Origin of the sequence: Bacillus sp. AFS029637 (assembly GCF_002584985.1) — a bacterium.
GTDB lineage: Bacteria > Bacillota > Bacilli > Bacillales > Bacillaceae_G > Bacillus_A.
Genome location: NZ_NUPZ01000015.1, coordinates 13,441 through 33,605 on the forward strand (window position 1 = coordinate 13,441; position 20,165 = coordinate 33,605).

Sequence of the window (20,165 nt, forward strand, 5' to 3'; positions counted from 1 at the left end):
ATTTACACGAGCTTTACTACAACCTCAGTTTCCACATGACACACACCGCAATAAAAAATATGTTTGCAGTATTCTTGTGAATGATTATGTGCTAAACCATCCACTGCACTTAATAATTCTTGATCCATATACGCACTATAATCGTCTATGTAATCTACAGCCTTTCCATAATCTTGGAGTATACTTTGGCAATTTTGACAAGAATATGTTTGTGATTCTAATGCGTTGCAAAGCGGGCAAATCCCCATCATGATTCCTCCTAAAAATATCGCTTTTTTAGATTGAAGAGAGCATCTAGCCATGCGTAATTGCGGTCAGTTCCTTTTTCTACCCCATTCCTGTTTAAAACAGAACTAGGAAGTTGGTGCCGATTTCATTTTTATTTTAATGAATAAGAAGCTAAGTATTAGCCCCAAAATAGCGGGTTACAAAGAGAAAACTCTATCTCATATCGCTCTTAGTTTAGCCTTCTTTCTTAAAAATACAACGATTACTCTTATTTCATAATTTACGAAATCACTAATATTTTTTTTACAAAATTTACAAATTATTATTTCGTATATCTTTCTAGGTAACATCCATACTATGAGTACAAACTTAATTACCGATGGATTAGCGCCAAACGGGGCGATAATCTGGTTCAAATCCAGCTAGTCCAACCAAAAAAACTTTTATACTCTAAGGAGGATATATTCCTATGGCAAACCAAAGTTCTTACAATCAATTAGTAGTACCAGGTGCAACAGCTGCAATCGATCAAATGAAGTACGAAATCGCTCAAGAATTTGGTGTACAATTAGGAGCAGATTCTACGGCTCGCGCTAACGGTTCTGTTGGTGGAGAAATTACAAAACGTCTAGTTGCAATGGCTGAACAAAGCCTTGGCGGATTCCAAAAATAAATATATATGGCAAAAAGGTCTCAAGGCATATGCCTTGAGACCTTCCTTATTTACTGCAACATTTGTAAGAACCTTTTCGTGCGTTCTTCTTTCGGATTTGTAAATACATCTTCTGGTGTCCCTTGCTCGACAACGACACCACCATCCATGAAAATAACACGGTTCGCAATTTGATGAGCAAAACGCATTTCGTGCGTTACAATGACCATCGTCATACCTTCGTTAGCAAGTTCTTTCATAACCTTTAAAACTTCTTGAACTAGCTCAGGATCGAGTGCTGAAGTTGGTTCATCAAATAGTAACACTTCAGGTTCCATCGCAAGCGCGCGAGCAATTCCAACGCGCTGTTGTTGTCCACCTGATAATTGGAATGGATATAAGTCTACTTTATCCGCAAGACCAACTTTTTCAAGGAAATAGTTTGCTTTCTTCTTCGCTTCTTCTTTCCCCATCTTTTTCACTGTAACGAGCCCTTCCATTACATTTTGAAGTGCTGTTAAATGCGGAAATAAGTTATGATGTTGGAACACCATTCCTGTTTGCGTACGAAGATTTACAATATCTTTCTTTGTTACTTTTTGCGAGAAGTCTAGTGATTCCCCGCCGATACGAATCGTACCAGCATTCGGTGTTTCTAGTACGTTAAGACAACGTAAGAACGTCGTTTTACCAGATCCAGATGGCCCGATAATAACAACAACTTCACCCTTCTCAACTGTTAAATCTATATGTTTTAGTACGGTATTATCTCCGAAACTTTTTTGTAAGTGCTGAATTGAAATCATAAAAACAAAAACTCCTTTTGTAAAAGGATTATTTTAACGTATAGCGTTCTGAACGTTTCTCTAACATCTGTTGTATGATTGATAATAAGAAACAAATAACCCAATAAATAAGACCTGCTTCAAAATAAACAATTAAAAACTCATAGTTCATCGCCGCAATCTCCTGCGCTTTTCGGAACATTTCTGTTACTAAAATTAACGATGCTAATGAAGTATCTTTCACTAAGCTAATAAATGTATTCGAAAGCGGCGGGATGGATACACGCGTTGCTTGCGGTAAAATGACACGTTTTAACGCCTGTGGATATGTCATCCCAATTGTGTAAGCTGCTTCCCACTGTCCTTTCGGGATAGAAAGGATAGAAGCACGAATAATTTCAGATGCATACGCACCGACATTTAATGAAAATCCAACAATTGCTGCTGTATATGGCTCAACTTCAATATTAAGAGTTGGAAGGCCATAGAAAATAATAAATAATTGTACAAGAAGTGGTGTTCCGCGAATGATAGATACATAGATACGAGCAATCCATTGTAAAATACGACTACCTGAAATACGTGCAAGTGCTGTTAACGTCGCAAGTATAATCCCGATAATAAACGTAATTAGCGTTAATGGAATTGTCGTAAAAACAGCTTCCTTCAGCATAGGCATGAAGGAAGACTGCATAATATCTATCCAAGTAGACAATCGATCTGAAACTAATGCGCTACTTAGATACATTTTCACCGAACCATTTTTTCGCTATTTTATCGTACGTACCGTCTTTTTTCATATCTTCTAACGCTTTATCTACTTCTTGTACAAGCTTATCGCTACCTTTACGGAATAAGAATCCACTTTGTGAAGCTTCTTTTTCTGTATCTACAATTTTAATTTTTGCATCTTTTTTCGTTTCTAAATAGTTTAGTACAGATAATTTATCATTGATTGTGAAGTCAACACGGCCAGAACTTAATAATTCTGCTGCTTGGCTGAATCCTTCTACACCCTCAATTTCTGCACCGTTTTTCTTAGCGATATCTGCATAGTTACTCGTTAAAGATTGTGCTCCTTTTAATCCTTTTACATCAGCAAATGTAGCAGGCTTATCTTTATCTTTTGCGATAACTAATGCCGCTGAAGATGAAACGTATGGTTGAGAGAAGTCATATTTCTTTTGACGGTCTTCACGAATACCAACTTCGTTTGCAACCATATCGAAACGTTTTGCATCTAATCCTGCAAGTAAGCTATCCCATTGTGTTTCTTTAAATACAGGTTTTACTCCTAAACGTTTTGCAACTTCTTCAGCTAATTCAACATCAAATCCAGTTAATTTATTGCTTGAATCATGGAATGTGAACGGCGGGTATGTACCTTCTGTTCCAATTACAATTTCTCCACTTTGTTTAATCTTTTCTAAAGCGTCTTGACTAGCTGTATCTTTTTTCTCTTCTTTACCGCAGCCAGCTACAATCCCGATTGCTAATGTAGTTACTGCAAGCACTGAAAATAATTTTTTCATGATGGTAATCCTCCAAGTATTCTGATAGGAATTTAAAAACTATATTGATTGTATGCAATCTTGAACAATTTTTCAATGAAAATGTTCTTATTTAGTTTATCCTTTTTCTTCATAATCAAACAAAATAGAAAAATAACGTCACATACAAAAAATAAGTAACATTTTTTAATATAGCATTTATAAAGAAAAAGGTAAAACAATACTTCTTATTTCATCATTATGATTTATCGAAAACCGATATGTTCACCAATACAAAAAGAACTTGCGAAAATCGCAAGTTTTTCCCTATTAAGCACTTTGATTGCCTTCCATTTGCGTTTTATACATATCGTAATAACGCCCGCGCTTTTTCATGAGTTCATCATGAGAACCTTTTTCCAATATCGTACCTCTGTCGAGTACAATAATTTGATCTGCGCTTTTAATAGTTGAAAGACGGTGAGCAATAATAAATGTCGTTCTCCCTTTCTTCACAACTTCCAACGCTTGTTGAATCATCGCCTCAGTTTCTGTATCGATACTGGAAGTCGCTTCATCTAAAATTAAAATGGCCGGATCAAAAGCAAGCGCCCTTGCAAACGAAATAAGCTGACGCTCTCCCGTAGAAAGCGTACTTCCCTTTTCTGTAATTTCTTCATTTATATTGTTCGCAAACCTTTCAGCACCAACATCACGTAACGCCTTTACAATACGCTCTTTTGAAATTTTTTCATTTTCTAAGCTAACATTAGACGCAACTGTTCCGCTAAATAAAAATGGATCTTGCAATACAATACCCATATGCTCACGAATGGCTTGTTTTGGCATCTCTTTTATATCGTGTCCATCAATCGTAAGCTTCCCTTTTTCAAACTCATAAAACTGAAAGAGTACATTCATAATCGAACTTTTCCCCGATCCTGTATGACCGACAAGTGCGACCGTCTCCCCTTGTTTCGCTTCAAAAGAAATGTTTTTTAACACTTCATCTTTTCCATTATAAGAAAACGACACATTATCAAACTTCACATTTCCGTTTAAGCGAGGCATACGTTCTTCTTCTACTGCCTCTCCTTTTTCCTCTAACAATTCGAAAACACGCTCGGATGCAACGCGCGCTTGCTCCAAGTTCGCCAGCTGATTCACCATATTCGTAATTGGCGAGAACAATCTTGTTAAATAATCAACGAACGCATACAATACCCCAAGTGAAATAATACCTGTAGCACTTAATGACGCACCGCCGAAATACCAAATCACACCTGTGAAAGCAATATTTCTTAATACAGACACTAAATTATGCGAAGTTGCTGCATTTAAATTTAAAATTTTATTTTGATATTTAAAGTAATCGCCATTTAATTCTTCAAACTCTTTTTTCGTTTCGTGCTCTTGGCGGAACGCTTGAATAATTGGCATACCTTGAATCGATTCATTCACCGTTCCGTTAATATCAGATAAACGGGAACGCATTTTATGATTGTATACAGACGCATACTTTCTATAAAGAATCGCCCAAACAATTAAGATCGGGATAATTAATAAACAGAACGACGCAAGCTTCACATCGAGTAAAAATAGCGCTGCAAAAATCCCAATAATGTAAATAATACTCGAAACGAATGTGGCCAGCACCGTTACGTACAAATCACGAATGGCCTCTGTATCATTCGTTACGCGCGAAACAATTTTCCCCGCCGGTAAATGATCAAAGTACCGGATTGGCAACGTTTGAATATGAGAGAAAACGTCTTCCCTCATAATTTGAATAATTTTGTTCGCTGCCTTCTGCAAGAAGAACTGCTTTCCATACGCAAACAATGATACGACTACTAATAAAGCAAAATAGCCACCACCAAGTAATAACAGTCGATTTATTTCTGGCTTATAAAACGCAAACACTTCTTCCTTCGTTAACGCTTTCGCTTTATACACTTGTACTGCCTTACCATTTTGAATGGTAATCATATCATCTTTTACAGTACGTGACCCTTCAATATTCACTTTATTCGGTACAAAGTAGTATTGAAAACCGACTTGCATCACGCGCACTTCTTTTCCTTTTGTCTCACCCTTTTCAAAACGATCACTTCGCTTATAAAAGGCACCATTATACGAAACAGCCTCTTCACTCTTTTCTGTTTCATACCAAGGTTTCTCTATCCCAACGATATGATCGTCAATCATCGTTTTCGCGACGAAAGGACCAGCAAGCTCTGCGATGACGAAAATAAATAACATTAGCATCGCTGCAAAAATCGTCCCTTTCACTTTCATCGCGTATTGAAACAATCGCTTTGAAACGCTCATATTTTCACCCCACTATCCGCACTTTCACTTTCACCTTGTTGTCTGTCAAACTGCTCAGCATACCAGCCATTATTTCTAAGAAGCTGATCATGCGTACCCTCTTCTATTACTTCACCTTCATCCATAACGAGAATCCAATCCGCATGCTGCACTGCAGATAAACGGTGCGTCGTAATAATCGTCGTCTTTCCGCTTCTTTCCGTTCTTATATTTTCAATAATTGCTGCTTCCGTACGCGCATCAACAGCTGATAATGAATCATCCAAAATTAAAATTTCTGGATTTTGAATGACAGCTCGCGCAATCGAAATCCGTTGCTTTTGCCCACCTGATAACGAAACACCTTTCTCTCCAACGAGCGTTTCTAACCCTTCAGGTAAAAACTCTAAGTCCTTTTTAAACGCAGCAATTTCAATCGCCTTCTCGAGTTCCTCTTCTGTCGCTTCCCTATTTCCGAATAAAATATTTTCCCTCGCTGTTTTTGAGAATAAAATATGTTCCTGCGGTACATATCCAATCCACCCGAGTACATTTTCATTCGTCATTTTATCTAAATTCACATCAGAAACTGCAATATCCCCATCTCCAAGCGGATATTGACGAAGAAGCTGACGTACAAGCGTCGTTTTCCCGCTTCCTGTTTTCCCGACAACCCCAAGCGTTTCTCCTTGTTTTAATGTAAAAGAAACCTTTTTTAAATTTTCTTCAGTTGATGAAGGATATGAAAAGGAAACGTCATCAAACTGAATATAGTCCGGCTCTTGTACAAGCTTTGGATTTTTCGGATTCTTAACATCCGGTTCATACGCTAACGTTTCATTCACACGGTCTAGCGAAGCATTTCCTCTTTGCATAACATTGATTAACTCACCAATTGCAAACATCGGCCAGATCATCATCCCTAAATACACGTTGAAAGAAACGAGTTCCCCAAGCGTCACCTTTGATTGAAATACAAGATATGCACCATACACTAAACCGATTAAATAACTCAGTCCGACAAGCATTTTCACAGTTGGTTGGAATAATGCATCGATTCTTGCTACCTTCATATTTTTTTCGTAGACGTCATCTCCTAAATGATGAAATCTTCCTTCATCTGCATTCTCTTGTACATACGCACGAATAACGCGCACGCCAGCGATCGATTCCAGTACTTTATCGTTCATATCACCAAACGCATCTTGCGCAACTGTAAATCTTTCATGCAATTTCTTTCCATATATATTCATCGCATATGCCATAATCGGAAGCGGGATAAGTGCCGCGAATGTAAGCTCCCAACTAATTGTAAACCCCATCATACAAACGATTGTAAGCATATATAAACTAGAATCAACGAGCGTCAATATACCAAAGCCCGCTGTCATAGCGATTGCTTTTAAATCGTTCGTTGCTCTCGCCATTAAATCGCCAGTACGATTTTTTTGATAAAACGTCGGCGTCATTTTAAGTAAATGCCCCATAAATTTAGAACGCATCGTCTTCTCAAGTACGAATGCACCACCAAACAATTGATGTTGCCAAACGAAAGTAAGACCATATCCAACTATCGTGACCCCTATTAAAATAAGAATAGATTGTATAATTGCTTCGTTCGATAACGTTCCTGTTTTTATATTATCAATCGTAACCCCTAACACTTTCGGAGGAATGACTTCAACTATATTCACAATTAAAAGAGCCCCAATGGCGATACTATATCTCTTCCAATGTTCTTTAAAAAACCATCTTAACTTTAGTAATACTGAAAACAATGTAATCTCTCCCTTCTCGTTCTCGTTTCACTCTCATTTCGTTATCCACTATCCAAATCCAGCACATTTACATTTCGCAACCCATACAATCTCATCACATTTTTCCACCTTCCAACGATTTTTTCGTAATCCTACAAAGGAAACACGGAAAATAAACAAAAAAAAGCATACCGTCGCTTGACGATATGCAAAAGAAATGCATAAAAGCGTACGTTACGATATACGCAACGTACGCTTCTCATAAGACAAAAAGGTCCTATATATCCGCACGGGTTGCGTAATGATATGAATGTTTTCTGCCATTTAACAGAGCTAAACTCATTACATTTACGATTACAATCATTACGCACACCCCTTTTATTTATTTTCCATTTATAATCTTATAACTTTATTAAGTATTCTGTCAATTGTTTTTTTACATATAGAAAAAAAACACAATGAATCCATTTGAAAATATTATCACCCCTACAATCACCTTATACTCACTCTTACAAGTTGCTATTTTAGAAGGACTAATCATGCCAACTAGCAAGACGTACAAATTTTATGTAAACGGAGAATGGAGTATTTAGTTCAATTTTCGATTTGGTTTCCCAAATCGAACTAACACATGCCATAATAATTTTAATTCCTGAAGCACTTCTTCATAAGTTCCACGATCACGCCAAGATAGTGGATTACGTTTCAAATCCACTACAGCAGAGCCAATTATATTTGCATCGATACAATTATTTTGCGCAATGCGTCTTGCCAAAGATGGCATTTTTGAACCCCTAAAGTCCATTGGAACTTCATCTACCATAAGTAAAAAACCCATGTGCCAATACAAATTAATAGAATACTTCAGGCAAATTTCTTCTAAAGTTCTTCCTACATCCGTACCCTTAAATGAAGGATCTACAACAAGCACTTCCACATCTTCTTTAAGAGAAATATCTCCATGAACTTGCGCTTCAATATAATGGTTAAGATTACGGGCTGACTCTTTATTTACTAAATCTATAAACGGCCTTTCCAGGTTAGCCAGTAAATGATTAATGAATCTTGTTGGAGTCAAATTCCCTTCACCAATTGCAAAATCTCTTACGAATACCTCTTCCAAAAGAGCAGCTAAAATCATATCAAACTCTTCATAAGTGCCCTTTTCTTTTGGATCTTGATGCGAATCTAAATACGTATATGTAGAGCGATAAGAAACCTTTGGAGATAAAAGAAAATAACATGACCCAAAACGCGGAGCAGGCCCATCTGGATGTAACATCAAATTTAGCGCTCCATACTTTGGCCGTTGGTTATTCGTTACTCCCTCCAATTGATATGCTCCTCCAAATATTCTCTTTTCCCAAAGGTCACGTTCACCACCAGGGTAAGCAGATACGCTTCCATTAGATAGCAATGTTTCAAACTGACTTTTATATACTCCTTGCTCAAACAGCGCTTCGGCAACATTTTTCATATTCGAATCTATTCTGTCTGGATGAAAGTGTAATGCAATCCTCGCATGGGACTTTACATTAGCGACAGCTTCTTCAAACATTTCATCTGTAATATTAGACATTTTAAGTATATGATTAATTGTTTCTTTAGCCTCACGTTTTTCGTTCTCTGCATATTTTGAAATATACTCTAAAGCAAATAGTTGAGACCTTGATAATTCCATAATCCAATCTCCCCTTTAATTGAACTGACCTTAAACACTTCAATTAAAAGCTTATTCTTTCCTTCTTATGAAACGAACCTGATTTATTAAAAAAGCAATTTAATAAAGTGAAACTTTAATCAGTGGGGGTTTTCTTCATCCCCCACTGATTATTAGCCTTCACCAATCGGACTTTTATGGGCAGCCCGACCCCCACCTAAATTCTTTGCTTTCGCTGAATTTTAAGGTGGGGGTCTTACTGCCCATTAAAGCGGGATAAATCTTAATTATACATACGCGCATTTTTAATCGGCAAATGTACACATTCTACAGAAATTTGATACCCTAGCCATCTCTCAGCAATATGTTCAAATGAAGAAACAGAGCCTGTTGTAAAAAACCGATGCTTCGGATTCAAATTGTCAGACAGGATTCCTTTGTGCTGTAAAATTGTACTTAACTCTATCGCTGTTTCTTCTGCAGAACTAATAATCGTTACATCCTCTCCTAGTTCCTCTTTAATATAAGACTCTAAAAGTGGATAATGCGTACATCCGAGAATTAACGTATCTATATCTTCTTTCGTTAATGGCAGTAAAGCTTGTTTCACTTGCTGCGCTACATATGCTATATCTTCTAATTGATTTTCTACAACTGTAGCTAAAGTCGGACACGCGTGACTATGCACTTCCAAATATGTATCAAGCTCGTGTAATGCTTTTTCATACATATTAGACTGGATCGTACCTACAGTTCCAATTACTCCGATTTTCCCTTTCTTTGTCACTTTAATTGCCGCTCTTGCTCCTGGATGTATAACGCCAATAACCGGAATGGACAGTGCTTCTTGCAGCGCAGTCAATGCAGCTGCTGCACCAGTATTACATGCTACAACTAGAGCTTTTAACGGAAACTGTTGGAGGAATTCAACCATTTCAAATATGAAAGATTGTACCTCCTCTACACTTCTTGGTCCATACGGACAACGCTTATTATCACCAATATAATAAATGCTCTCTTTAGGCAATTGTCTTATAATTTCACTCGCAACTGTTAATCCCCCAACTCCCGAATCTAGCACACCTATTACGGAATTTTTATGACCTGTAGACATATACTTCATCCCCTTCTCAATCTTCTAGCTCTCATAATATTTATTATATTATGAAAGTTCGATATTACATAATAATCCCTTCCCTTTTAATCACAAACTCTTCTCTATAATCTGATTATTGCTATATCCATTGACGTATAAAAATTCATTTGTTACTCTTAAATACGTTAATTTAATATTTAAATCCTCATTCGTATCTCGGTGAGGTAGAGGTTGCAATCATTAAGAGTATCATTTCAGGAGATGTAGTGGCATTGATGAAGAAATGAGAAAGGAATGGTTGCCGAAGTAAGTCGTGTCCACCATGCACGCTTGCTGGGTCTGCATTTAATAAGTGCAGAACTGTCACAAACGTTTCGTTTGTGGAGAGCTATCGAGAGGTATGTCGTGGGTTTCTTATAAGATAGAAAGCATGTAACGGCAAATTACGTGCTTTTTTTGTTTTGTTTGGGACTTCTCTTCCTGACTTGGGAAGACATACATATCTCCTCGCTTGACTTGGTTATACTAACTTTGGAGGTATTTTCTATGCAACAAAAAAAATGGGGCTTTTGGGTACTAACAGCTTTCGTTGTCGGTAACATGGTTGGCGCTGGTATTTTCATGGTGCCAAGTACGTTGGCACAAACAGCAAGCCCTCTCGGTGTCACTTTAGCTTGGTTAACAACAGGGTTTGGTGTTTTAATGCTAGCTCTTGTTTTCGGTAATTTAGCAATTCGTCGTCCTGATTTAACGACAGGACCACAAAGTCATGCATATGCTTTATTCTCATCACCAAAAAAGAAAAAAATGGCTGGTTTCAGTATGGTATGGGGATATTGGGTTGCAAACTGGGCAAGTAACGTTGCCATCATTACATCATTTGCGGGATACTTATCACTTTTCTTCCCGATTATGAAAGATACACGACTACTATTTTCAATCGGCTCTTTCAATGTAGAAGTTGGAAAACTTATTACATTTACTATTTGTTCCGCCTTACTATGGGGAACTCATTTAATTTTAACAAACGGTGTAAGCGGAGCTGGAAAACTAAACTTCATAGCAACTACAACGAAAATAACTGGATTCCTTTTATTCATCGTCGTTACTTTATTTGCATTCGAAGCTTCAAAATTTGGACAATGGTACACACCGATGATCGATAAAGAAGGCGTATCACACGGCCTCCTTTCACAAGTAAATTTAGCTGCTCTTACAACGCTTTGGGCATTTATAGGGATTGAATCAGCGGTTCTTTTATCAAACCGAGCTACCTCTCCCAAAACAGTAAAACGTGCAACAGTTGCAGGATTATTAATTACAGTTGCCATTTACTTAGGAATTACAATTTTAACAATGGGTGTACTTCACGTTGATAAATTACAAGCTTCTGAACGTCCATTAGCAGATGCACTAAACGCTGCAATGGGTCATGGCGGCGGGAAACTTATGGCATTACTTGCTCTTACTTCCCTATTCGGTTCCATCTTAGGCTGGATTTTATTAAGCTCAGAAGTACCTTATCAAGCAGCAAAAGAAGGTTTCTTCCCTTCCTTCTTCGCAAAAACAAACAAAAAAGGAAGTCCAATTTACTCATTACGATTAACAAACATTATGTCGCAAGTGTTCTTATTCTCAACATTATCAGGAACCATTGCGGAAGCTTATACATTCGTTATAACCGTCTCAACACTGGCCTACCTTATTCCATATCTCGTTTCGCCAATCTTCCAGTTAAAACTAGTCGCAACTGGTGAAACGTATAAAAATGAAATGAGTTCGAGAATTATGGATGGCATAGTCGCAGTCATCGCACTTTGCTATGCACTATGGGTTATTAAAACAGGCGCATCTGATATAAAAACGTTCCTTCTCGGAATCGGATTATTCGTAATCGGTTTTGCCTTCTATCCATTAATGAATCGTGATCAGAAAAAAAATGACGAAAAGAAAAACGAGCAAGTTGCATAACGCAATTTGCTCGTTTTTTCTTTTATAAAACATATATAATAGAACAAAGAGGTGAAAAACATGTCAATCGAATCATTATGGAGCAGTCGCTTCCAACAACATATTCAAAATATCATTACATACTTTGCACGTATGATTAACGGTTTACTATATAGCTTCATCTTCGCTTCCTGTATAGGCGCTTACTATTACGCAAAGTTTCTTAAAACAGCTCCTTCTAAAGGAGTATCCTTATTGTTTATTACAATCGTCCTAACCGGGGTTATATCGAGATGCCCGATACGAACATTTATCCAAAAGCCTGATGCTGTCTATTTACTGGCACTAGAAGAGAAGTTAACTTCTTATTTCAAAAAGTCTCTTCTATATAATTACATCATTCAGCTTTTCCCATTATTATTTACGTTCCTCATTCTCGTACCAATTGCACTGCAAGCATTGCAATTAACTGTACCTTTTTTATGTACAATCTTTATCGTTTTAATGATTACGAAAGCTTGGAATATGTACATACATTGGATGTGGCGTGATAGTGATGAAAAAAGCATATGGTTTATCATTCGTATTGCTTGTAACGCACTTATCATTTACATGCTGTTTTATACAGCAAATGTAATCATATTAGGTGGATTACTTTTACTTCTCGCTTTCTTACTTCTATATACGAAAAAACAACCGACAAAACGAATACCGTGGGAGTACATAATCGAGCAAGAAGAAAAAATGGACATACGTTTTTATCAATTCGCTAGCATCTTCACCGATGTGCCGCAACTAAAAAAACAAGTAAACAGCAGAAAATGGCTTACGAATTGGATTGAACCTTTACTACATAAAAAACACGCTACTTTCTTCTATTTACATACACTATCGTTTTTACGTGGGAATGATTATTTCGGTATATATATTCGTTTAAGTATAATCGGTGCCTTCGCCTTATATTTTATACCGAACATATATGTAAAAGGTGCTATCGCTTATATCGTCCTATATATGATTTCCATGCAGCTTCGTTCTCTGTGGAAATATTTTTCAGGAAATATTATTGTAGCATTGTATCCAATTAATACTGAAGAAAGAATGAAGCAATTTCTTAGCTTAATTTTCATATTAATAAGCATTCAATTAATTGTTTTTTCAGCTGTTGTACTCGTTGCTACAGGACAAGTTCTACATAGTGTTATCATTATGATTGCCGGATTACTCTGGATCAAATTTATTATTGTACCAAAAACGAAGAAACGAATTTCCTCGTTTTAACGAAAAGGAGGCTGTACATAGCAGCCTCTTTTTTTCGTCGCCAAATTTAGCTGAAGTTGATCCCTTTTAAAAATCATATAAAAAGCGAGCCCCATTATCACCGATTCGCTTTCCATATAGTTTTATCCAATCTGAGAAATCTCCCCCTCATACTTCTCTTTCCCTATCGCCTTCATAAATAATACAATACTGCTCATACCCACGATAAAGTACAGAGCACTCATGCCCCAAGATGCAAGAAACGAGCCAATCATAACACCTAATGCACCGTTCATTTTGGCCACTTGAAAGACCATCCCATTAATCGCCATATAAGAACCTCGCGCCTCGTTTGGCACCATATCTGCCATAATAGATTGACGTACTGGTACATACATCATCTCGCCTACCGTTTGGAAAAGCCCTGCGACTAATAAGATCCATAAACTATTGCTCGTTCCGAGTATTGTAAATCCAATTGTATAAATGAATAAGCCTACATATAAAATTTTCAAATCATTGAAGCGTTTCAGCATTTTAATAAGAAGCGCTGAACATAACACAACTAAAATTGTATTCTCTGCAGAAATCCAGCTCAGCATGCGAATACCTGTTAAATCAAACGTGAAACCATTCCCAAATAAAAAGTGCACCGTTTCAAATTCCTTCTGCAAACGCACCCCTAAATAATTATTTATTTGAAACTCTAACGATAATGTACATATACTCGCTGCACAAAAAATTAAAAACGCCCTGTCTTTCATCACAACCTTATAACTATCTGCCATATCTTTTAATACGTTCTTCTTCTCTACAGTTTTTCGCGCTACATACACTTCTTCCATATACACAGCCATCACATATAAAGTAATAACTGCAACAAGCGTTAACACGATAAACAGTTGTAATCTATAGTTCTCAAATAGTAGTCCACCAAATATTGCTCCAATCGCAATTGATAAATTAATAGCCCAGTAATTAATGCTGTACATCACTTTTCGATTTTCAGGCGTACTCACATCAATTAACATTGCCTCTGTCGCTGGGTTCATAAGTCCAGATCCTAAACTATTCACTAACATAAATACAAATGTTAACCACGGGGAATCTACATAGTCTGAGTTTGCAATCCCCATACAAGCAATGGAAACGACTTGTATACTTTGGCCGATAATCATCACTTTTTTACGACCGAGCCGATCTCCAACATACCCACCATATAAGCCAATAATTAATGAAGCTAACACATTGATTAGCAATAAAGCACCAGCAAGCGCACTACCTAACTTGATTGAAAAATAAATCGCCATAAATGGAAAAATCATTGTGGACACAGTACGTGTTAAAAATGAAGTTATAATTCTAATTTTTATATTTCGATGCATACTCCAAAATCCCATTGTTTCCCCCTCCTTATGCTTACTTATTTTACTTTGAAAAAGAGGAAGAAAAAGGTTAGAATATTCTAAAGAGTTTCCCCTTTTATGAAAGAAGGAAGTGTATACGCATGAAGATTATGGACTATTACATTCGTTTACGATTACATGCACAAGATCAACAACATATACGAATTAGCTTACAAGAATTAGCGGATATTTTATATTGCAGTACGAAAAACGTAAAAATTGTATTAAGGAAAATGAGTGAAGAACAATTAATTCGCTGGACTCCAGGGCGAGGTCGTGGGAATAAAACAGAAATTATATTTATACATAGTTTCATAGAAGCAGTTGAATCTTATACAGATGAACTATTGGCACAAGAAAAATTAAAGGATGTCTTTCTTCTTTTAAAGGAGCCCCTGCCTCCTACACTTCACAAGAACATTGAAGGTAAACTCCATCATCATTTTGGCTATGAACCTTCAAATGATATGTACGACATTTTAAAAATTCCAATATCAAGAAAAGTAATGCCGCTGGATCCCGCTTTTGCGGCTGTTACAACAGAGAGCCATCTTACGAGTCAAATTTTTGATACATTAGTCGTTTATAACGATATTACCGAAAAAATGGAGCCACACATTGCACATACGTGGGAATTAAGTGCAGACAGGCTTACATGGACGTTCTATTTACGAAAAGATATACATTTTCATAACGAAACAGTTTTAACTTCTAAAGATGTTCAATTTTCATTTGAAAGATTAAAGCAAGTTCACTCTCCTTTCGAATGGTTAACAGAAGAGATTGTTCAAATTGAAACACCATCACCACTGCAAATTCGATTCCATTTAGCAAAACCGAATTCATTTTTCTTACATTATGTAAGTTCCATGCAGCTCGCCATTTTACCGCTTGATGCGAGTATTCAAAATCACCACTACATAGGGACTGGACCTTTCAAACTTGCTCATTACTCTGAAGATAATATCGTACTCGAAGCATTCACCCATTATTTTAAAGAGCGTGCATTATTAGACCGTATTGAATTTTGGGGTATTCCTGATCACGTGCAAGTAGATGCTGATTATGAGCTGCCAAATGAAGAGGAAGATGACAGACACGACATACAAATAGAAGAAATAGGCTGTATTTATGCTGGCTTCAACTTTACAAAACCTGGTCCGCATCACGACATTTATTTTCGTAAAGCTTGGAGAGAAATATATGATGTTGAAACGATACTTCATAACATAGAAGGCAGACGAACAATTGCTGCTTCAAGCTTTTTCCCTGAAAGAAGCCGCCAAACTCCTAAAAGATCCTACTCTTTAGAAAAAGCGAAAGAGTATTTGAAAAAGAGCAACTATAACGGAGAGACGATACATATTTATTTCTTCGCATTTAAAGATAGTGAAAATGATGCAGAATTCCTAAAAGAACAGTGCGAAAGTTTAGGTATACAAGTAGAACTTCATCCATTTCTCGTTTCCGATTATACGAATCGTTCTATCGATCAACATGCCGATATTATTTTAATGGGAGAAGTATTTGCTACCAATCATGAAATTGCATTCTTAAATGTATTTAAAAATAAAAGCTGCTTCGTAAGCCGGTTCATGGACCCGCACTATGAAAAACAAATTAACTGTTTGCTAGATACATTTTTACTAGAAGAAAATAAAGAAAAGCGTTATGAACTCATGTATGAGATTGAAGAGTTTTTACAAGAAGAACACATCATTTTATTTAACTATCACGTTTTAAAAAGAAAAACATATCCTTCTTCTTTGAAAAACGTAACAATTGATTCATTCGGTTGGGCGAATTTTGCGAAGTTATGGATACAACCATCTCTGCAATAACATACAAAAAAGCCCCTTACAAAAAGGGGCTTCTCGCTAATTATTTACTCTCATCTCATTACTTCGCTAAACTTTCAGCTAGCTGCTTCTCTCTCCACATAAATGTAATTCCGAGACCAACTATTAAAACAACGCCTGAAAAAGCGTATGGGTAATGAATATTTATATCAAATAATATTCCGCCCATCGCTGGTCCTGCGATATTTCCTAAACTCGTATACGTCGAGTTCATACCAGCAACGAACCCTTGCTCTTTTCCAGCTGCTTTTGATAAAAACGTCGTTAACGCTGGACGTAGTAAATCAAATGCTAAGAAAATAAAACAAGTAACGAGAAGTACAATCCAATAATTAAAGACTATAGTTGATACGAACGCTAACACTGCACCTACAATTAAACATATTTGAATTAAAACTTTTTCGCCAAATATGTCTACCAATTTTCCAAACATAAATACTTGCACAACTACCCCAAAGATGGAACTAATCGTAATAATTGCCGCAATATCTTTCGGTGTGAAACCAAATTTATGATCAGAAAACAGACTAAATACCGTTTCATATGCTGATAAACCGAATGCGAGTACAAATACAATAATAAATGCGATTGCATACATTGGATTTAATGATTTCTTTAAATCTCCAATAAAACTCGATTCTTTCGTATTAGAAGAAATTTCTGCAATTTGTTCTTTCGTTAACGGCTCTTTCAAAATAAAGATCGAAATCACACATGCTACAAAGGCTATAATTGCTGCTACGAAGAACGGCACACGTATACCGTATTCTGCAATAAACCCGCCGATTCCAGGTCCTATAATAAAGCCGGTACTAATAGCCGCAGATAAATATCCCATCGCCTTTGGACGTTCTTTAATAGATGTAATATCCGCAACATACGCCGTAACACCAGGCATAATAAACGCAGCACTAATTCCGCCTAACACCCTCGCTGCATAGAGCATCCATACATCTTTTCCTAATCCAAACAGAAGCTCTGAAACACCAAAAATAAATAATCCAATGATGATCATTTTCTTCCTACCGTAAAGGTCAACCCATCGGCCTGTAATAGGTGAAGCAATAAGCTGAGCCATTGCAAAAACTGCAACGAGATACCCCATCGTCTTCCCTGTTAAACCCATATCATTCATAAAGGACGGCATAACCGGAATGATTAATCCAATCCCTAAAAAAGCGATAAATATATTACTCAAAAGAATGACCAATACCATCTTTTGTTCTTTTATCGGTTTATTCACTTTTAACACCTCTTCCCGCAAGTTCCTCTCAAAATAATGCCCTAGAAGTTTTTTCTTTACCCTGTTATTCGTGGGCTCATAATAAATGGAGACGGCTCTCACTTATTAAAGTTTCACTCTCTCCTTCAACACATACATAAGTATTAGATGAATGACTATCATTCAGTTTTCCTCAAAAATGAACCCACCTTTTCAGACAGGTTCATCCCACTATTTCTTTATATGTAGTGCATGTGTTAAAAAATCTAGTACTTCTGCCTTTTGTAGTTCGACTTGCTCATCATCTTTATGATCATATAAATACACTTGTTCTGCTGCTGATTCAACAAGGGCGATAAATAACTTCGCTGTTCGCTCTGCGTGAACCGAATCACGAATTTCACCAGTTTCTTTCGCCTCACTTAAAAATTCGCTTAGCCACATATAGAGAGGCTCATACACAGCTTCCCATTCTTTTATATGTTCTGTAGATGCAAGACCCGCATACATTAAAGCTTGTATTTCACGATATTCCGCTATAAAGTTAAACACTGCATCTATTACTTGCGCAACTTTACTTGAAAAAGGTGCATCGTTCTGTACTTTTTCTTTCACTGCAAGTATCATCTTTTCAACCATCACTTCTGCTATTGCAGGCATAACAGATAACTTAGAAGGAAAATATAAATAGAAAGTTCCTTGTGCAATGCCAGCCAATTTCACGATATCAGAAATCTTCGTTTTTTCAACACCCTTTTCCTGAAACACTTCAATAGCTGCATAGACAATTTTTTCTTTTTTATTCATCATCTAAACCCTTTCACACACGTATTGAATGACTGTCATTCATTTTATAAAATAACTAGCTGTACTGTCAATTATTGTGCACTTTTCATACGAAAAATCTCCCAACAAATCGTTAGGAGATACAGTGAAATTATATCTTTACGAAAGAGCCTTTAATCCCGTCACACCGCATACAATAAGAGCGACACTAATAATACGTGCCTTACTTTTCGATTCACCAAATAAGAACATATTTAATAAAACAGCACCTGCTGTTCCAATACCAATCCAAACCGCATACGCAACACTTACTTGTAAAAATAAGAAAGATGTGTACAGGAATCCGAAGGAAGTTGCAAATCCACCTATATAAATCACCCCGTTGGCTAACGTCTTATCTTTACTATACATTTTAAGTCCTATCACACCGACTACTTCACTAATTGCAGCACAAAATACGAAAAACCATCCCATCTTTAAGCAGCTCCTTCCATAGTTTCTTCTTTATTATCAGCTAACTTTAAACCAATAACGCCAGCTACAACCATCACGATAAAGAATAGTTTTCCTACACTGAAACTCCCGCCAAAAAGGAATACATCCATTAAGAAAGTGCCTACCGTACCAGCTCCGGCAAAGACAGCATATACCGTCCCTGTTGCAATATGTTCGCACGCTTTAGAAAGAAAGTGAAAATCAACAGCGATAACTCCTACAATAATGACCCAATGCCACCAAGTATCGGCTTTATTAAAACCAAACACCCAAAAAATTTCAAAGATACATGTTAATATGACATATAACCAAGCTTTGTTTTTCATACTACCACCTCTTATGACTGAATATCAGTCATTTTTATTTTGAAAAATATACTCTTTCATCACTACTATATAAAAACAACTATCAACCTCATTTACCATTTTATTTATTCAATTACTAAACTAACTACATCCTTTTACATAAAAATGACTGAACGTCATTCATATATACTGTACACAAATATTTTACAAACTGTCAACGCCAAAAGATTCTTTAAAATTTTTTCATCTGATTGTATATTCCCTAATAATCTGTCAATAATGCTAGTAACATAATATTTTCTCCATTCCCCCTTGGAGAGATCCCTTAAAAAGAGCAGTTAGCTTTTGCTAATCGCTCTTTTTAATTTGTCCGTACACTACTCATAAATCAAATTCATTTTTCATTACGTAACAAGGAACGGATGATTTTTTTATCTATTTATTTTCCAAAGCAGCTTTATATGCAGTAATTTTATTTTCAAGCATCTTCTCTGTAATTACTAAGTTTTCTCTTTGAGTTTGAATAGATTTTTTATGATCTTCTAGCAATTGCAAACGAGCCCCGGCTGTATGCTCCCCTTCTATATATAATCTAGCGTATTCTCTTATTTTCGCTATCGGCATTTGTGTTTGTTTTAATTTCATTACAAACTGCAACCACTTTATATGTGACTCTTCATACATTCGATTCCCATTTGTATCGCGATTTGCAATTAATATATTTTCCTTTTCATAATAACGTAATGTATGTGTGCTCATTCCTAATAATTTAGCTACCTCACTAATTGTGTACATACTCATACTCCCTCCGCATGCGATTTATCCTCATATCTTTTACTGCCCTATCAAATTTATAAAAACATTTGACTTAGAGTATACTCTAACAAATACAATCTAACCATAA

General features: G+C 36.4%; 18 protein-coding genes and 1 riboswitch. Of the genes, 4 read left to right on the forward strand and 14 right to left on the reverse strand.

Going from position 1 to position 20,165, the window contains the following annotated elements; all coding sequences use genetic code 11:
- Window positions 1-2: 2 nt before the first annotated feature.
- The gene (locus tag COE49_RS06105) at window positions 3-248 is read right to left on the reverse strand and encodes a hypothetical protein (RefSeq protein ID WP_088232442.1); all 246 of its coding nucleotides are present in this window, start codon (window positions 246-248) and stop codon (window positions 3-5) included.
- Window positions 249-697: 449 nt separating this feature from the next.
- Between COE49_RS06105 and sasP the strand changes: the two genes are divergently transcribed.
- Window positions 698-901, forward strand: coding sequence for a small acid-soluble spore protein, SasP family (gene sasP, locus COE49_RS06110; RefSeq protein WP_000013349.1), 204 nt, complete (start codon window positions 698-700; stop codon window positions 899-901).
- A 50-nt stretch (window positions 902-951) separates the two neighbouring features.
- On the opposite strand, the gene COE49_RS06115 is transcribed toward sasP, so the two are convergent.
- The 7 genes from COE49_RS06115 to racE form a co-directional block, all read right to left on the reverse strand.
- Window positions 952-1,686, reverse strand: a complete 735-nt coding sequence (locus COE49_RS06115) for an amino acid ABC transporter ATP-binding protein (protein WP_088232441.1) — start codon at window positions 1,684-1,686, stop codon at window positions 952-954.
- Window positions 1,687-1,714: 28 nt separating this feature from the next.
- Window positions 1,715-2,413, reverse strand: a complete 699-nt coding sequence (locus COE49_RS06120) for an amino acid ABC transporter permease (protein WP_088232440.1) — start codon at window positions 2,411-2,413, stop codon at window positions 1,715-1,717.
- Entirely contained in the window at window positions 2,400-3,197 is a 798-nt protein-coding gene (locus tag COE49_RS06125; RefSeq protein WP_088232439.1) for an amino acid ABC transporter substrate-binding protein, read from the reverse strand. The genes COE49_RS06120 and COE49_RS06125 overlap by 14 nt, the downstream gene beginning before the upstream one ends.
- A gap of 288 nt (window positions 3,198-3,485) precedes the next feature.
- Window positions 3,486-5,486, reverse strand: coding sequence for an ABC transporter ATP-binding protein (locus tag COE49_RS06130; protein WP_088232438.1), 2,001 nt, complete (start codon window positions 5,484-5,486; stop codon window positions 3,486-3,488).
- Entirely contained in the window at window positions 5,483-7,243 is a 1,761-nt protein-coding gene (locus COE49_RS06135; RefSeq protein WP_088232437.1) for an ABC transporter ATP-binding protein, read from the reverse strand. Before COE49_RS06135 ends, COE49_RS06130 begins: the two co-directional genes overlap by 4 nt.
- 568 nt (window positions 7,244-7,811) lie before the next feature.
- Complete coding sequence (locus COE49_RS06150; RefSeq protein ID WP_088232436.1) at window positions 7,812-8,903, reverse strand: DUF3626 domain-containing protein; 1,092 nt, start codon at window positions 8,901-8,903, stop codon at window positions 7,812-7,814.
- 262 nt (window positions 8,904-9,165) lie between these two features.
- Entirely contained in the window at window positions 9,166-9,996 is an 831-nt protein-coding gene (gene racE, locus COE49_RS06155) for a glutamate racemase (protein ID WP_098945764.1), read from the reverse strand.
- 199 nt (window positions 9,997-10,195) lie between these two features.
- Window positions 10,196-10,377, forward strand: a riboswitch (Lysine riboswitch).
- A 147-nt stretch (window positions 10,378-10,524) separates the two neighbouring features.
- On the opposite strand from racE, the gene COE49_RS06160 reads away from it, so the two are divergent.
- Together COE49_RS06160 and COE49_RS06165 are read left to right on the forward strand one after the other, a co-directional pair.
- Window positions 10,525-11,949, forward strand: a complete 1,425-nt coding sequence (locus COE49_RS06160) for an amino acid permease (RefSeq protein WP_088232434.1) — start codon at window positions 10,525-10,527, stop codon at window positions 11,947-11,949.
- A gap of 60 nt (window positions 11,950-12,009) precedes the next feature.
- On the forward strand, window positions 12,010-13,209 hold the full coding sequence (locus COE49_RS06165; protein WP_098945765.1) for an ABC transporter permease: 1,200 nt from the start codon (window positions 12,010-12,012) through the stop codon (window positions 13,207-13,209).
- A 122-nt stretch (window positions 13,210-13,331) separates the two neighbouring features.
- Here COE49_RS06165 and COE49_RS06170 read toward each other — a convergent pair whose 3' ends face one another.
- Window positions 13,332-14,588 (reverse strand): MDR family MFS transporter, encoded by a 1,257-nt coding sequence (locus COE49_RS06170; protein ID WP_098945766.1) that lies wholly within the window; start codon window positions 14,586-14,588, stop codon window positions 13,332-13,334.
- Window positions 14,589-14,695: 107 nt separating this feature from the next.
- On the opposite strand from COE49_RS06170, the gene COE49_RS06175 reads away from it, so the two are divergent.
- Window positions 14,696-16,435, forward strand: a complete 1,740-nt coding sequence (locus COE49_RS06175) for an SgrR family transcriptional regulator (RefSeq protein WP_088232431.1) — start codon at window positions 14,696-14,698, stop codon at window positions 16,433-16,435.
- A 58-nt stretch (window positions 16,436-16,493) separates the two neighbouring features.
- On the opposite strand, the gene COE49_RS06180 is transcribed toward COE49_RS06175, so the two are convergent.
- From COE49_RS06180 to COE49_RS06200, 5 genes are all read right to left on the reverse strand, one after another.
- On the reverse strand, window positions 16,494-17,696 hold the full coding sequence (locus tag COE49_RS06180) for an MFS transporter (RefSeq protein ID WP_088232430.1): 1,203 nt from the start codon (window positions 17,694-17,696) through the stop codon (window positions 16,494-16,496).
- Window positions 17,697-17,906: 210 nt separating this feature from the next.
- On the reverse strand, window positions 17,907-18,485 hold the full coding sequence (locus tag COE49_RS06185) for a TetR/AcrR family transcriptional regulator (RefSeq protein ID WP_088232429.1): 579 nt from the start codon (window positions 18,483-18,485) through the stop codon (window positions 17,907-17,909).
- Between the two features lie 135 nt (window positions 18,486-18,620).
- Window positions 18,621-18,935, reverse strand: a complete 315-nt coding sequence (locus tag COE49_RS06190; RefSeq protein ID WP_088232428.1) for a DMT family transporter — start codon at window positions 18,933-18,935, stop codon at window positions 18,621-18,623.
- A 2-nt stretch (window positions 18,936-18,937) separates the two neighbouring features.
- Window positions 18,938-19,282: a DMT family transporter gene (locus COE49_RS06195; protein ID WP_088232427.1), complete on the reverse strand. Its 345-nt coding sequence runs from the start codon at window positions 19,280-19,282 to the stop codon at window positions 18,938-18,940.
- 414 nt (window positions 19,283-19,696) lie between these two features.
- A complete protein-coding gene (locus COE49_RS06200; protein WP_088232426.1) occupies window positions 19,697-20,056 on the reverse strand; it encodes a MerR family transcriptional regulator in 360 nt (119 codons plus the stop codon).
- Window positions 20,057-20,165: the final 109 nt, after the last annotated feature.

Coding starts and splice junctions, on each gene's coding strand:
- COE49_RS06130 (WP_088232438.1), bottom strand. CDS start 5,486: ATGAGCGTTTCAAAGCGATTGTTTCAATACGCGATGAAAGTGAAAGGG.
- COE49_RS06125 (WP_088232439.1), bottom strand. CDS start 3,197: ATGAAAAAATTATTTTCAGTGCTTGCAGTAACTACATTAGCAATCGGG.
- COE49_RS06200 (WP_088232426.1), bottom strand. CDS start 20,056: ATGTACACAATTAGTGAGGTAGCTAAATTATTAGGAATGAGCACACAT.
- COE49_RS06120 (WP_088232440.1), bottom strand. CDS start 2,413: ATGTATCTAAGTAGCGCATTAGTTTCAGATCGATTGTCTACTTGGATA.
- racE (WP_098945764.1), bottom strand. CDS start 9,996: ATGTCTACAGGTCATAAAAATTCCGTAATAGGTGTGCTAGATTCGGGA.
- COE49_RS06185 (WP_088232429.1), bottom strand. CDS start 18,485: ATGATGAATAAAAAAGAAAAAATTGTCTATGCAGCTATTGAAGTGTTT.
- COE49_RS06190 (WP_088232428.1), bottom strand. CDS start 18,935: ATGGGATGGTTTTTCGTATTTTGTGCTGCAATTAGTGAAGTAGTCGGT.
- COE49_RS06150 (WP_088232436.1), bottom strand. CDS start 8,903: ATGGAATTATCAAGGTCTCAACTATTTGCTTTAGAGTATATTTCAAAA.
- COE49_RS06115 (WP_088232441.1), bottom strand. CDS start 1,686: ATGATTTCAATTCAGCACTTACAAAAAAGTTTCGGAGATAATACCGTA.
- COE49_RS06165 (WP_098945765.1), top strand. CDS start 12,010: ATGTCAATCGAATCATTATGGAGCAGTCGCTTCCAACAACATATTCAA.
- COE49_RS06160 (WP_088232434.1), top strand. CDS start 10,525: ATGCAACAAAAAAAATGGGGCTTTTGGGTACTAACAGCTTTCGTTGTC.
- COE49_RS06195 (WP_088232427.1), bottom strand. CDS start 19,282: ATGAAAAACAAAGCTTGGTTATATGTCATATTAACATGTATCTTTGAA.
- COE49_RS06170 (WP_098945766.1), bottom strand. CDS start 14,588: ATGGGATTTTGGAGTATGCATCGAAATATAAAAATTAGAATTATAACT.
- COE49_RS06175 (WP_088232431.1), top strand. CDS start 14,696: ATGAAGATTATGGACTATTACATTCGTTTACGATTACATGCACAAGAT.
- sasP (WP_000013349.1), top strand. CDS start 698: ATGGCAAACCAAAGTTCTTACAATCAATTAGTAGTACCAGGTGCAACA.
- COE49_RS06105 (WP_088232442.1), bottom strand. CDS start 248: ATGGGGATTTGCCCGCTTTGCAACGCATTAGAATCACAAACATATTCT.